Origin of the sequence: Plesiocystis pacifica SIR-1 (assembly GCF_000170895.1) — a bacterium.
In the GTDB taxonomy this organism is placed as follows: Bacteria; Myxococcota_A; Polyangia; order Nannocystales; family Nannocystaceae; genus Plesiocystis; species Plesiocystis pacifica.
In genome coordinates, this window is the sequence record NZ_ABCS01000015.1 from 38,998 (window position 1) to 53,241 (window position 14,244).

The following is a 14,244-nucleotide window of genomic DNA, read 5'->3' on the forward strand; positions in this document are numbered from 1 at the left end:
TGACCGAGCCCTGCGCGACCCAGGCCTCTCGACCCCGGCCGCGCAGCGTGGCCGCCCGATCAGTGCGCGGGCGTCAGCTGAAGGTGGTGGACCTGGGAGGCCGAGACCATCTGGAGGCAGCTCGAGTGCACGATCGCCTCGAGCTCCTGGCCCCGACGATCGAGGTCGTCGTAGTGGTACTGCGCGGCGCTCGGGCCGTTCGCCGGATCCCCGACGGGGCAACAGCTCGCGGTGCAGGTCTCCGTCCCCAGCGGCGCGACCAGACCGCTCGGCGTCGTGCAGCCGTCATCGGTGCCCGTCATGAAGCGCGAGAACTGGGCGGGCCCGGCGTCCACGGGGCTCTGGGCGCGGACGTGCAGGAAGGGCTCCTCGGCGACGGCCCCGGCCACCGAGCGGCTCACGCCGTAGGTCAGGGTCTGCTGGTAGAGGCCGCCAGCGTCCTCGAAGGTCTCCCGCCCGTGGCAACCGCTGCAGGTGTTGAGGGAGAACTCGTGGCGCGCCTCGAGGTCGGCGTGGTGGCTGCCCCAGTAGCGCGCGCGCTGCATGCCCGCCCAGTTGATCACCCCCGGAGCCGCCCACGCGGGCACGCTGGAGCTGGCGCTGACGAAGGGATCGAAGTACACGACGTCGGACCCGCTAAAGGGGCTCGGCCGGCTGTGGTTGAGGTAGCCGTAGGGCGCGTAGGCCCCTTGGAAGGGGGTGCTGGTCCCGGGATAGAAGGGCTCGACGGTGTAGCTCCCCGCCACGATGTCCGCGGCGTAGGTGTTGATGAAGTCGTCGATGGGCTGCTTGGCCGTGTTCGTGTCGGGGTACTCGTAGGCGAAGGCCGGGGTCATGGCCACGGGCTGCATCCTCAGCTCCGCCCCGGTGTTGACGTACTCCCGCATGTGCCACTGATGGCCGGAGTAGTGCGGCCAAAACAGGGTCTGGGAATTGACGCGCAGCTGGCCCAGGGCGCTCCCCGTGACGTGGTTTGGGTTGGCTCCCGACGCGACCACGGGCTCGGTGATGGCCTCGAGCATCGCGTTGTAGGTGGGCGTCCCCAGGCCCACGCCGTCGAGGTCGTACCAGCTCGAGGCGTAGCTCCGAGTCGCGCTGCAGCCCGTGATCGGGACCTCGTACTCGAAGATCACCGTCGTGTTCATGGGCTCGCAGGTGTCGGGATCGACGAGCTGGAATACGTAGCGCAGCTCGCCCGCGTTCCCGCCAACGCCGGCCTCATGGAGGTCGACGCGGTTGACGATGGCCAGGAGCTGGAAGGGCGGCGCGGACAGGTCCAGGGTGTCGTTGAAGACGTGGACCTGGTTGTCCTCGACGGTGTGCGGGAAGCGGTTCCAGATCTCGGCCACGCCGCTGGGGTTGCTCTGGGTGGTCTGCCCGTTCACCGACTGGTTGTTCTCGTAGGTGAGCAGCCAATCCTGGACCCAGGTCTCCACGGGCACCCCCGCGGGCGTCGCCATCTCGTTCATGAGGTGGGAGAAGCCGTGGCTGCCGTAGGCGTCTCCGGTGAACTTGCAGGTGCCCCCCACCTTTCGCCACACTCCGGTCCGAGTGGGGTCCTGCACCACGTGCAGGTCCCGGACCGCCAGGGTCTTCTCGAAGTCGGTGGTCGTCGCCATGGGGGCCGGCGCCGAGGGGAAGGAGAGGCTCGCCCCGACAAAGGCCTGGGGCTCGAGGGACGCTGGGGCCACGGCCTCGCCGTCGAAGACGAAGTCGAGGGCGCTGGCCTCGAAGGCCTGGGTCTCGAGGGCGTTCCTGCCGCGGAAGCGAGTGACCTGGCTGCCGTCTTCGACGCGCTCGAGGTAGGCCAGGCGACGCTCAGCCTCGGCGCCAAGATCAAAGCTGACGATGGCCGAGTAGATGCCATCGAATGCCTCGAGGTCTCCCTCGCCGCCATCGTCGCGCAGCGTGACCACCTCGCCCTCGTCGAGCTCCATGACGATCTTGGGCTCGAGCGCCTGCCCCTTGGCGAAGCGCAGCTCGAGGCGCGCGTTGTCGACGGTGCCCTCGTCGAGGAGGGTCAGCTCCACGGCCTGGACCGCCGGCAAGAGGAGGGCCTCGGCCTCACCCTCCCGAAAGTCCTCGAGGGCCGCGTCGGCGAAGGCCTCGCTGTCCGAGCCCTCCCCGGCTCCCTCGCAGCCCGCCATGCCCACCGCGCAGGACATGCACAGCATGCCAGCGAGCCTGAACGCACAGACCCGCCGAGGCGACGGGGCAAGAGGAAGAGTCGGCACTCCGTGAATGGAGCGAGAGGGCCAGCGAATGTTTGGAGAGGTCACATTCGCTCATTGGCCAGAATTTCTGAAATCGAGCGCGCGATGGATTTTGCAAACTCACGGTGCAAAGCAAAATCAACGCCACCCGAAACGGGCGCTTCGCCACACCGAGACGACCCGAGCCCCGAGCTCGTCCGAGTCCCTCTCGAGACCGAGGAGCTCGCTAGGCGACCAGGACCTTGCCGGTCACCGTCGGGTCGATCTGTCCGCGGATGTCAGCCTGGACCAGCAGCGCCACGGTGCACGAGGAGGTCGTCGCGTCGCAGTGCTCCGGGACGGGCACGGACACCGCCACCTCGCGCTCGGCCTCGACGTCGACCTCGGCCCCGACCTCGACGCGGGCCTCGCTGACCAGCTCGCGGGACCAGGCCGGGGTCAGGTGGCTGCGGTCGTCGAGCTCTCGGGCCTGGGCGTCGGTCAGGGTCATGCCCTGGCCGTCGCTCCAGTTGCGGTGACGAACGATGACGCGCAGGACCAGGGCCTCGACGCGGGCCATCTTGGTCCCGCCGCGGATCGTCACGGACGCCTCGGCGGTCCCGCCGGGGCTGACCCGCGCGGCCCAGCCGTCGTCGTCGGTCTTGACTTGCAGTCGGGCGCCTTCGCTGCCCAGGGTCTCGCGCATCTTGTCGGAAAAGCCCATCGTCGCTCCGGGTCGACGATAGCAGTCAACGGGGCGCGGGCGGGGCCTTTTTGTCTCCAGCCTCGCCGGCCCCCTCGGCGCCCCCTTCGGCGCCCGCTGGCGGCTTCGCCGAGGGATCGTTGAGGACGATGGGGGGCTGCTCGTAGGGCTTGCCGTCGGTGCGCACCAGGGTCTCCGCGCCCTTCTCATCCGTGGTCACCTTGGCGAACTGGTAGCGCAGCTGGGTGTTGGTGACGACGCCCTTGGCCGCGTCGAGGGTGAACACCAGGCGCTCGCGCATGAGGTGGGGCTCGCCGGCGTCGGCGAAGAACAGCAGGTCGCCCTTGACCTGGCCGCGCTGGCGCGCGTTGGGCTTTTTGCTGTCCTCGCGGAACACCGTGCCCGCGTACTGCAGCGTGACCCGGGTGCCCTCCTCGCTGTCCTCGATGGTCTGCACCTGCCAGGTCAGCTCGCGGGTGACGATCTTCCCGGACTGGCGCATGCGGCAGGTGTCCGTCCAGGTCGCGCCCTCGCCCACGGGCTGGTCGGGGAAGCGGATGCAGTAAAAGCGGTGCGCCGTGGCCAGGTCGGCGCCGGGCTTGGCCTCGCGCTGCTCCTCGGGGCCCTCGAGGGTGGTCGCCGTCGTCCGCAGACCCGTCGCGTCGATGCCGTGGGTGCTGGTCAGCCCGGCGACCGTGGCCTCGTCCCGCTCGAGCCCGTCGCCCGTGGGCGGCTCGGCGTCGTAGTGGCGGTAGCTGTGGACCACCGTGCAGCGCCGCGCCTGCCCCTCGCCCGCGCAGTCGCGCAGGCGCACCTCTTCCTCGCGGGCGAAGCCCGTGGGCTGGTTGAACAGGGGCAGCTGCAGCATGCCGATGGTGGTCACGCGGTAGACCGCGCCGTCGGCCAGGGCCAGGCGAAGGGTGACGCCGCGGTCGTCGGAGCCGCGGGTCACGAGCTTGGCCGCGCCCTCCGTCGCCGGGATGGGGATGTCGAAGGCGTCCCGGGCCAACCCCGCGCTGGGGCCCGCGGCCGGCGGCTTCGCCTCGCCCTCGGCTCCCCCACCTTCGGCCCCGCCCTCGGACTGGCCGCCCTCCTCCTTGGCCTTCGCTTTCTTGGCTGCCTCTTCCTCGGCGGCCAATTTTTCGAGGTTCGTCTTCTCCGCGTCGCAACCGACGCTAGCGACGCTGACGACCAATGCCGCGCCGACGAGGACGAGAGAGGAGCTGCGAAGGGCTTGTGCGAGACGGCGGCGCGACACGGTCGCGAGCATTGCAAGAATTCGCGACCGGGCCAAGCTGCCCACCCCAGCCGCCCGGCCTGGCCCCAGGATGGAGATGATCGAAACCCGCGATTCGCGCTAATTCAGAGGGCATGTGGCTGCGTCTCTCGACCTCTCCCGATCGCTTCATCAGCGTCCATGGCAATCGCACGCTCGTCGACGACGTGGCCCAGCCGCGGACCAAGGCCGAGTTTCGCGTGGTCAACCTCGACCACCCGCACGCCCGCGGGCTGATGCACAAAGAGCGCTGCTTGCTGATCGCCGGCAACGGCAACTACCTGCGCCGCCTCGATGACGGGCGCCTGATCGCCGACGTCGATCCCCTGACCCTCGGCGCCGAGGGGACGGCCCTGCCCGGCATCTTCTGGCTCGAAAAGCGCCACCGCAACGGCGAGCCGTGGGAGCCCAAGATCGCCGTCGACGAAGAGGTCACGCTGATCCACGAGCGCATCATCCCGCCGGACAACACCCTGCGCGACTGGGGCCTGGCCTTCGTGGCCGTGGCGACCTTTGGGCTCAACCCGACGCCCATGGGCATGATCGAGGCCGGCGGCGCCGCGGGGCTCGTGGCCCTGATCGCGGGCGACCCCGAGGCCACCCACGAAGAGCACAAGATCGTGGTCCAAGGCGGCGTCCTGCGCACCCAAAAGCGCGGCCGCTCCGAGTGGGGCGCGAGCCTGCGCGCCTACCCGGTCCACCTGCGCGCGCACCTGCGGGTCCCGGGCGCGGGCATCGTCGCGGCCATCGGCGGCCACCAGCACCTCGTCGCCAACAGCCGCAACCGCGGGCCCTGGGAGCTGTTCGACATCCACGTCGCCCCGCGCAACGGCCACGCCCCCGTCGACACCCTGCGCAGCGGCGATCAGGTCTACATCCTCGGCGTCGACAACAAGTGGCTGTGGGCCAGCAGCGGCGGCGCCGGGCCGGTCCGCGCCGACTTCCGCTCCAGCGGCCGCGTCGCCCCGCCGCTGTTCATCGACAAGGTCGGCGGCGAGCCGGGCGAGCGCATCGAGCACGAGGACCGCATCCACCTGCGCACCCAGTACGGCTGGCGCGCCCGGGTCGAGGACGGCGGCTCCCGCGACGTCGTCGCCGACGTCCCCGAGGCCGAGCTCGACGACGCCGCCGAGTTCATCCTCGAGTTCTCCCGCCCCCTGCTCTTGTTCCGCGGCGGCCACGGCGACTCGTTCACGACCTGCTCCTTCCACGGCATCCGCGACGGCCGCAACGCCGGCTACGCCGAGCAGCCCCGGCAGCAAGGCTGGGCCCTCGTCGGGCCCGCCCACGACAGCCGCCCCCTCGAGCTGTGGTTCAACCCCGCGGGCCACGTCCGCGACAACGCCACCGTCGCCACCGAGACCAGCAAGAAGCTCGTCCGCGAGCTCGGCTACCACCGCATCCGCATCGAGGGCCACGTCTACAAGCGCCCGCGCGAGGGCACCGTCCCCCTGCGCCTGTATCGCAAGCGCCGCGGCCACGACTTCCTGACGATCAGCGACCCCGAGGACGAGCGCTGGGCCGGCGACAACGACTACGAGTTCGTGCGCGTCGAGGGCTGGGTGCTGCCCTCGCGCCCGGGCATCGTGACCGAGCATCTCGACCTCGACATCGGCGACGTGCTGGCCGAGAACCACCAGCTCAGCCAGGCCGCGCGCGATCAGATCCAGCGCCAGCTCGGCGACGTGCAGATCGGCGGGCGACCTGCCGCGGGCGGAGGCTCGCAAGCCCAGCCCGGAGCGTCCAGCGTCGCCCCCGTGCAGGGCGCTCAGGGCGTCAACATGGAGATCAAAAAGCCGACGGCCAAGCCGACCAAGCCCGCACAAAAGCCCGCGGCCAAGCCCGCACAAAAGCCCGCGGCCAAGCTCCCCCCCGCGGCCTTTCGGCGCCCCGGCCTCGCCAGCAAGCGCCTCGCCAAGTTCAGCGGCGTCCGCTTCCTCGGCGGCGGCGGTCACTCGCGCATCAGCGCCAACAAGGCGCCCTCGGTGCGCCTCACCGGCTCGGCCTCCCGCGGCGTGCGCGATGGCATCGACCCCAGCGTGCTCGGGGACGTCCGCTTCAACCGCGGCCGCGACACACGCTCCTTCGACCACGCCCTCGTGCTCAGCGGCGGCGGGGCCAAGGGCGCCTTCGAGGTCGGCGCGGCCTTGAAGCTGTGGGACGACGGCTACATGCCCAGCCTGATCTGCGGCGTGTCCGTGGGCGCCGTCAACGGGGCCAAGCTCGCCGAGGGCCGCCCCGAGTCCGCCCGCGACCTCGAGGCCATCTGGCGCACCCTCGGCGTGAGCCGCCAGGTGTTCAAGCCCAACTTCTTCATGGAGAAGATCGCCGAGCTCGCCAAGGGCCGCGGCGAGGAGCTGCTGCTGCGCCTGGGCGCGGCGCCCTTTAGCCTCGGGACCTCGCTGATCGGCGTGGACTTTGCCGACCTCCCCCAGGAGGCCATCGACCTGGCCGGGGCCCTCTACGCCCTGCACTCCATGGAGCCCCTGCGCCAGATGATCGCCGACGAGATGAAGCCCGAGCGCCTGCGCGACTCCGGCGTGGGCCTGCGCCTGGGCATGATCGACGGCCGCACCGGTCGCTACCTCTCGGCCACGGGCCCCGAGCGCGGCTGGACCGGCGACCTCGTCAACTACGGCCGCCTCGAGGTCGAGCCCGACCACCAGCTGGGCGAAGACTGGCTCAGCCGCCCGCTGTTCGGCGCCGACGGCTACCTCATGCGCCTGACCGACGCCGTGTACTGCTCGAGCGCCCTGCCCGTGTTCATGGAGCCCATGCAGACCCGGCTGTCGACCACCACCACGCGCCGCGTCGACGGCCGGCTCCTCGCCCAGCTCCGCTTCATGATCCCCGAGGCCACCCGCGAGCTCCTCGACGACGCCTACGCGCGCGGCCAGGACGAGCAGGACTCGGGCCCCGAGAGCAGCACCCACCCCTTCTTCGACGGAGGCCTGCGCGACACCATGCCGATCCGCACGGCCATGCGCCTGGGCGCCCGGCGGATCACCGTGATCACCGGCGACGAGCTGGCGACCGCCCCCTGGAGCCCCGCCCCGCTCAGCGGCGGGCTCGAGTCCACGCCCCTGTTCCAGAACCTCCTGCGCCTGCTCGGCATCTGGTTCAACGACACCGCCCGCAACGACCTGATGCTCGCCGTGGGCCACAACGAGCTGCTCGGCTCGCTCTATCGCGTCCACGGCAAGCTCGACCGCGAGGCCCAGCAGACCATCGAGCGCGACCTCGACCAGTACTGGCGCCGCCAGGGCCGGACCCTGCGCGACACCCTCGGCGGCTCGACCCTCATCGGCGGCGAGCAGCCCATGCGCGCCCGCGCCGACGCGGCGATCGGGCCCGACCACTACGGCGCGCCGCTGCACGACGAGGGCTGCGAGATCACGCTGATCTGCCCGGACCGGGAGATCCTGGACGCGCTGGCCTTCCACGATCAGCGGGGGATTCGGGACGCGATCGAGCTTGGCTATGACCGGGCTCGGGATCCGATCACGCTGTCCTATCCGGTGCCGGACGACCTGCTGCGGATCGACTGACTTCTACTTTGCCCCCACGAGCGCCTCGAGACCGGGGGCGCTTCGTCGCTCCGCTCCTCCGCTTTGGCTTGGTCGGCAATGGAGTTCATACCTACGAGAAGGCTGGTGGTCGCCCCCGCAAGCGGGGGCGTGGATTCGTTGACAGTCCCTGGAGCCGACGACATCGTGCACGCCGGCCATGGCACGACTATCATCACGGGAGCGTCCAGCGGCTCGTCGTGGCCGTGGTTGAACGTGCGTGCGACGAGCCCATCGACTGGCAGGGGAACACGGGAGCGCGATGCTGTTGCGAACAATGAACTCGGCCCTCGGCCTGCTCGTGGCCCTGAGCCTCCCGGCCTGCGACGGCTCCGCGGACGCGTGCGACCCGGCCCCCTCCGAGCTCGAGCCCATCGGCGCCGAGCTCTACTCCGTCTCGGCCGCCGACGGGACCGGGCCGCGGGCCCTGTACCGCGCGGGCGCTCGAGTCCAGCTGCTCGTGGGCTTCGACGGCGAGGCTGAGGTCCGCGCGACCCTGTCCGAGGAAGCGGAGGCACTGATCGATCAGGTCGAGTCTTCGCTCGCTACCGGTCAAGCGCTCGGTAGCTTCGATGGCTCCTGCCTGACCTTCGTCGATCGACCGCGCGCGAGCCTCTCGCTCGAGGTCTACAACTCGTCGCTGCGCTTCAGCTACGCCTGGGGCTGTCCGCCGACGGGCCTGGCCGAGCTCGACGCGATGCTGCGGGAGCTGACGGACGCGCTGGTCAGCTGCGCTCCCTCCCCGCTCGTGCTCGAGTGCGGCGTGGTCGAGCCCTAGCAGTCGCCCCCCCCGGCCGCTCCGGGACCCATGATCCACGAAAGCATCGTCCACGGACTCAGCTGGCGTTGAACCCGTGGGCGGCTGTCTTTCTCGGTAGGACAGCGGGCTCAGGCCCCCTCGCACTCGAGCTCGGCCGCGCAGTTGCTGCTCGACGCGCACACCAGCGCCCCCAGGTCCTCCGACAGCACATAGCGCGTATCAAAGGGATAGTCCGTGCAATCCATCGACGCCTGCCCGTTGGCGTCGATGGGCTTGTGCGCCGAGCTGCCCAGGAACTCCACGCTCCCGTCCTCGAGCACCGTCGGCGCGGCTCGGGGGTTGTGGCTGTTGACCTTGCCGTCGGACTTCACGGAGATGATGAAGCTGGCGCTGTCGAGGGCGCCCGTGTCCGCGTTGACCTTGCCCACCACCGAGACCTTGGGCCCGCCGCCGCTGATCGCCCCGGGGGCGTAGGCCGAGAGCCAGCCGCCCTTGCCCTCGAGGCTGCTGCCGCCGCCGACGATGGTGTAGACGAGGTAGGCCACAGCGCCCCCGTCCCAGGTCAGGCCCACGGCGCGTCCGTCGGGGCCCTCGGTCTCGTGGCGCTCGCAAAACTGTTGGGCGTCGCCGTCGAAGCCGATGACGATCGGGTTTTGGTTGTCCCCGATCTGCTCGAAGCCGACGTAGAGGGCCCGCTCGCCCTCGCTGACATTCGGGACGCCCTTGCCGTCGAGGGTCGCCCGGTCGTCGTCGCAGCTCAGGCCCACGCCGCCGTCGGCGTAGTCCGAGCTCCAGCCAGCCGCTGGGGCGCCCGGCTCGGGCGCGGGCGAGCCGTCGGTGCCCCCCTCTTCGCCGGCCTCGTCCGTGCCACCCTCGCCGCCTCCCGAGTCGTCGCCGCAGGCCGTCGTCGAGGCCACCGCCAGCGCGGCGAGGCAGCTAATTTTCCAGTGAATCACCCGGCGATAACGACTCGACATGCCAGAGCATCGCACACGACTCCATGACCTCGTGAAACTTGCCTGCGACCTCCAGCACAGACCTACCAGTCGAGCTCGACGGTCCCGATGACCGCAAACTCCCGCTTTTTCCCCTTGATCATCACGCCGAACTCGCCGGTGTCCCCCTCGGGCGTCGAGATCCCGAGGTTCTTCTTCTCCGAGCGGCGCAGGCCGACGATGAGCTCGTGGGTCCCGGGCAGGACCTCGAGCCAGGGAATCTCGAGCTCCTCGTGGTGGTGGATGAGGTCGCCCTTGCGCCAATAGTTGGGCGGCATGGTCCCGCCGGTGAGCTCCCGCGGCATGGCGCCGACGCGGCTCGACTTGCCCTTTTGCAGGCGGGCGTAGAGCTTGGTGCCGGCGGGCAAGGGGCGCTGCACCTCGAACACCAGATCGAGGACCATGGTCCCGCCGCGGTGCAGGTCGCCGCCGACCTCCCACGCGACCAGCTCCACGTAGGGGCTCCACGCGACCTTGGTCTGGTTGTCGACCTCGGCGCGCACAGCCTCGATCTCGGCCTCGGTCTGGTGGAGGACCTCGAACAGCGGGTTTTGGTCCTCGGCGCCCTCGGGCAGGAAGTTGGCGACGAGCACGTAGTCGTGGTGGCTGGCGTCGAGGACGTGGAAGGGGTGCCCGCGCAGGCGCGCGCCGGCGTAGGCCGAGGGCAGGTCCGTGCGGCGGATCAGCGCGCTGCGCCAGGCCTCGCGCGAGACCTCGGCGACCTCGCCCGCCTTGCCGACCAGATCGACGGTCTGGTCCATGCCCGGCTCGAGGCCGGAGAGGTAGATGTCGAGCTCGGCGCGGCTGCTCAAGAACAGCTCGCTCGCCGGCCCGGGGCCGTAGCGGGCCACGCCGGGGTTGCGGATCCGGTACATGGCCAGGCGCGAGTCGGCCCCGGCCTCGACGCTGCGCGACCAGCTGGCGAGGGGGCCGGCGACCGACAGCTGGCCCCCGAGCTCGTCGAGCACGCCCCGGCCAAAGGCGAAGGCCTCAGCGGTCAGGGCGAGGGCGACGACGGCCGTGGCCAGGGTCTGCTGGCGCTGGGCGAAGGCCTGCTCGTCGCCGCCCAGCGCCGCGACGCCGCGGGCCCGGGCGCGCTCGCGGACCCCCGCCATGAATTCTTCGACGCGAGCGGCGAGGCGCTCCCAGATCGAGCGGCGCTCGGGGTCGGTCGGCAGCGCGGAGCTCAGGGCCTCCCGCCCGCGGCCTGCGGGGGACAGGGCGTAGGCCAGGATCAGCAGCGCAGCGAAGCGCATCGCCAGGCTCGGCAGGGTCTCGTCGAGGCCCAGGTGCGCGCCGGGGAAGCGGCCCTCGCCCAGGAAGAACAGCGGCGAGGCGACCTGGGCCGGGGTGCGGCCGGCGTCCTTGGCGAGGATCAGCGCGCCCAGCACGGCCAGCGTCAAGATCAACCGGCGCCCGCCGAGGGAGGCCTCGGCGTCGACGAGGCGCCGGAGCGCGGCCGTGGCCAGCAGCGCCGCGGGCACGACCACGGGCGCGGGCGTCTCCCCGTAGATCAGCGACCACACGCTGATCGCCACCACGGCCGCGCCCAGCCACAGCGCGGCGACGCGGGCCTTGCCCGGGGCGAACAGGCCGGCGACGACGAGGCCGGTGAAGGGGAACAGGCCGTAGCCAAAGTCTTCGAGGCCGGCGGAGAACACCCGGCGGGTGGGATCCTCGACGAGCTCGAGGTCCTTGGCCGCGGCGAGCAGGGGGATGTAGCCCTCGCCCTGGCCAACCACCAGGCGGATGCCGACGCCGGCGCAGGCCACCGCGCCCACCCACACGGCCGCGCGCAGGCCCTGATCGAGGGGCGAGCGCTCTGAGGCGTCTGCGTCTCCGCCTTCGCCGCGGACCACGGCCGAGCAACCGAGGCCGATCACGACCAGGGGCAGCGCGCCGCCCAGCGCGATGCCGAGGGAGGCGATCGAGGCTCCGAGGCAGGCCACGCCGAGGGCCAGCACGATCCAGCGCCGCGCCCCCGAGAGCTCCTCGCCACGCACCGCGGCCAGGCAGGCCAGCACGGCCGCGCTCGACCACAGCTCGCCGGTGGGGTTGCCGAGCACGGTCCGCGCCCCCGACAACAACAAGGGCGTGGCGAGGGCGAACAGCCCGGCGACCCCGGCCCAGACCGGCGACCAGCCCAGGCGTCGACCGGCGAGCACGCTCAGGCCGACCAGGCCCAGGCCCGCGAGGGCGCCCGGGAGGCGCAGGCCGAGGTCCGAGCGGCCCAGCGCCGCGAAGCTCCAGGTGCGCAGCTGGTCTGGGAGCCACGGGCTGCGGACCATGTCCGAGCGCGGCTCGCCGAGGGCGGCCAGGCTGCGATCGAGCACGGCGATCTCGCCCTCGCTCCACAGCCCAGCGGCGCCGAGCCCCGGCAACAGCACCACGACGGCGATCAGCAAGACCAGACCCGTGACCACCCAGGCGCCGAGCGAGGTCCCGGTCGAGGCGGGCGCCTCGGCCTGCGCGCGCGCGTCTGCGTCTTGCGGTGCGTCAGTCATGGCTCAGCGCCGGACTCTACCCCCGCCAGGCACCGCGGGTGAAGTCGGGAACGGCCACCGGCGCCCCGCCGTGGGCCACGGACTGCTCACTCAGGGGACTCACGCAGCTCCACGCGACCCCGTCGTAGACGCTCATGTCGAGGGCCTCGCCCGCGACCAGGCACTCGACGAGGCGGGCGAGCATGACGAAGTCCATGCCGCCGTGGGTGTTGGCCTGGCCCAGCGCCTCCGGGCCCAGGCGCTTCCACACGGGGTGGTCGAACTCGTCTTGATAGGCGTCGAGGGGCTCCCAGGCGTGCTCGGGGCTGCGGTCGACCACGTGGATGCGCCCGGGAAAACCGCGCAGCGTGCCCCGCGTCCCCTGGATGTGGTTGAGCCGCGTATAGGGTCGGGGCGTGGTCGTGTCGTGCTGGACGACGATGGTCCGGCCGAGCGCGGTCTGGAGGACGCTCGTATTGATGTCGCCGCAGATGAAGTCGAGCTTGGCCTCGGGGGCGTCGGCGCCCAGCGCCCGCTCGGCGTGGGCCCGGCGCCCGCGCGCGGGGCTCGACATCGAGACCAGGGTCGCCAGGCGGTCGCCCGCGTGCACGCCCATGTACTGCGCGATCGGCCCGAGGCCGTGGGTGGGGTAGAGGTTGCCGTTGCGCGCGAGGTGATGGGCCGGCCGCCACAGCCCCTCGCTCACCCCCGAGCCCAGCTGCGCCGAGAGGTTGTGGATGTAGGCCCCCTCGCCGTGGGTCAGCTCGCCGAGCAGCCCCGCGCGGCACAGGTTCAGGGCCATCATCTCCTCGCGGCCGTAGCAGACGTTCTCGAGCATCATGCAGTGCACGCGCTCACGCTCGGCCGCGTCGACGATGCGCCAGCAGTCTTCGAGGGTGTAGGCCACGGGCACCTCCACGCCCACGTGAACGCCCCGCTCCATGGCCGCGAGGGCCTGGGGCACGTGCCAGCGCCAGGGCGTGGCGATGATCGCCAGGTCCACGCCGACGCCGTCGGCGGTGAGCAGGGCGTCGAGCATGCGCAGGTAGTCCTCGTCCCCGCCCTCGCCGAAGCCCTGGGGGGCGGGCCGGCCCGCGTCGGTCACGAGCTTCGTGCCCGCGGCGAGGGCCTGGGCGTCGACGTCACACAGCGCGACGATGTCGACCTCGAGGCGGGCGAGGAGGCGGACGAGCACCTGGCCCCGGGCGCCCGTGCCGATCACCGCGACCTTGGGCCGGGGGATGGGGTCGACCTTCAGCCCGAGCACGTTCTGGCGCTGGGCCGCAGGCGCTTCGACGGGCTCTGGGGGCGCTCCAGATGAGACACAGGCCGCTGCAGCGCCCGCGCTCGCGCCCACGGACGCGCGCAGGAAGGCGCGCCGCGAGGGCGCCCCGGTGGACTTCGGCTCACGCGGGTCCCGACTCATGGCCCGGAGGATAAACGAACTGGTACACCCGACCGGCATGCCCGCGCCGCCGAGCTTCGCCGACCGCTACGGACCCTGGGCCCTCGTCGCCGGCGCGAGCGAGGGCATCGGCCTGGCCTTCGCCCACGCCCTCGCCGAGCGCGGCTTGAACCTCGTCCTCCTCGCCCGTCGGCCCGGTCCCCTCGAGGCCGCCGCGACCGAGCTGCGCGCGCGCTGGGACGTCGAGGTTCAGCCGACCCCCTGTGACCTCGCCGAGCTCGGCGACAAAGCCGTGCGCGAGCGCATGCTCGCGACCCTGAGCGAACGCGAGATCGGTCTGCTCGTCTACAACGCCGCCTACTCCCCCGTGGGCGACTTCCTCGACCGCGACCTCGACGACGCCCTGAAAGCCCTCGACGTCAACGCCCGCGCGCCGATGATCCTGACCCACGCCCTCGGCAAAGCCATGGCCGCCCGCGGCCGCGGCGGGGTGATCTGGATGGGCTCCCTCGCCGGCTTGCAGGGCAGCCCGCGCCTGGCCGCCTACGCCGGCACCAAGGCCTTCGACCGCAGCTTCGCCGAGAGCCTCTACGGCGAGCTCCGGGCCCGGGGCGTCGACGTGCTCGCGTGCGTGGCCGGGGCGACCCAGACCCCAGGCTTCGCCGCGACCGTGGGCGAGGACGCAGGCGCGGCGCCGGTGATGCAGCCCGAGGCCGTCGCCCGCGAAGCCCTCGCGGCGCTCGGACAGGTCCCGAGCGTGATCGTCGGCCGGGGCAACCGCGCCGCCGCGAGCGTGCTCGGGCGGCTGCCGCGGTGGCTTCAGGTCGCGCTCATGGACCAGCTCGGGCCGCGCTGAGGCCCATG

Annotated in this window: 9 protein-coding genes; 3 read left to right on the forward strand and 6 right to left on the reverse strand. The window is 71.8% G+C overall.

All coding sequences use genetic code 11. The features are described 5' to 3' along the window. Positions 1-59: 59 nt before the first annotated feature. The 3 genes from PPSIR1_RS09940 to PPSIR1_RS47645 all read right to left on the reverse strand — a co-directional run bounded on the left by PPSIR1_RS09940 (position 60) and on the right by PPSIR1_RS47645 (position 4,153). The gene (locus PPSIR1_RS09940; RefSeq protein WP_006970902.1) at positions 60-2,174 is read right to left on the reverse strand and encodes a choice-of-anchor X domain-containing protein; all 2,115 of its coding nucleotides are present in this window, start codon (positions 2,172-2,174) and stop codon (positions 60-62) included. A 265-nt stretch (positions 2,175-2,439) separates the two neighbouring features. After that, positions 2,440-2,916, reverse strand: coding sequence for a sporulation protein (locus PPSIR1_RS09945; protein ID WP_006970903.1), 477 nt, complete (start codon positions 2,914-2,916; stop codon positions 2,440-2,442). Positions 2,917-2,941: 25 nt separating this feature from the next. Next, entirely contained in the window at positions 2,942-4,153 is a 1,212-nt protein-coding gene (locus PPSIR1_RS47645; RefSeq protein WP_157595389.1) for a hypothetical protein, read from the reverse strand. 113 nt (positions 4,154-4,266) lie between these two features. Between PPSIR1_RS47645 and PPSIR1_RS09955 the strand changes: the two genes are divergently transcribed. Together PPSIR1_RS09955 and PPSIR1_RS09960 are read left to right on the forward strand one after the other, a co-directional pair. Next, positions 4,267-7,719 (forward strand): patatin-like phospholipase family protein, encoded by a 3,453-nt coding sequence (locus PPSIR1_RS09955; protein ID WP_006970905.1) that lies wholly within the window; start codon positions 4,267-4,269, stop codon positions 7,717-7,719. 295 nt (positions 7,720-8,014) lie between these two features. Beyond that, positions 8,015-8,515: a hypothetical protein gene (locus tag PPSIR1_RS09960; protein ID WP_006970906.1), complete on the forward strand. Its 501-nt coding sequence runs from the start codon at positions 8,015-8,017 to the stop codon at positions 8,513-8,515. A gap of 110 nt (positions 8,516-8,625) precedes the next feature. Here PPSIR1_RS09960 and PPSIR1_RS09965 read toward each other — a convergent pair whose 3' ends face one another. The 3 genes from PPSIR1_RS09965 to PPSIR1_RS09975 form a co-directional block, all read right to left on the reverse strand. Further along, entirely contained in the window at positions 8,626-9,474 is an 849-nt protein-coding gene (locus tag PPSIR1_RS09965) for a hypothetical protein (protein ID WP_157595390.1), read from the reverse strand. Between the two features lie 62 nt (positions 9,475-9,536). Beyond that, the gene (locus PPSIR1_RS09970) at positions 9,537-11,996 is read right to left on the reverse strand and encodes a hypothetical protein (protein ID WP_006970908.1); all 2,460 of its coding nucleotides are present in this window, start codon (positions 11,994-11,996) and stop codon (positions 9,537-9,539) included. A 16-nt stretch (positions 11,997-12,012) separates the two neighbouring features. After that, on the reverse strand, positions 12,013-13,401 hold the full coding sequence (locus PPSIR1_RS09975; protein ID WP_045115746.1) for a Gfo/Idh/MocA family protein: 1,389 nt from the start codon (positions 13,399-13,401) through the stop codon (positions 12,013-12,015). 37 nt (positions 13,402-13,438) lie between these two features. Between PPSIR1_RS09975 and PPSIR1_RS09980 the strand changes: the two genes are divergently transcribed. Then, a complete protein-coding gene (locus tag PPSIR1_RS09980) occupies positions 13,439-14,236 on the forward strand; it encodes an SDR family NAD(P)-dependent oxidoreductase (protein ID WP_006970910.1) in 798 nt (265 codons plus the stop codon). The last annotated feature ends 8 nt before the right edge of the window (positions 14,237-14,244 follow it).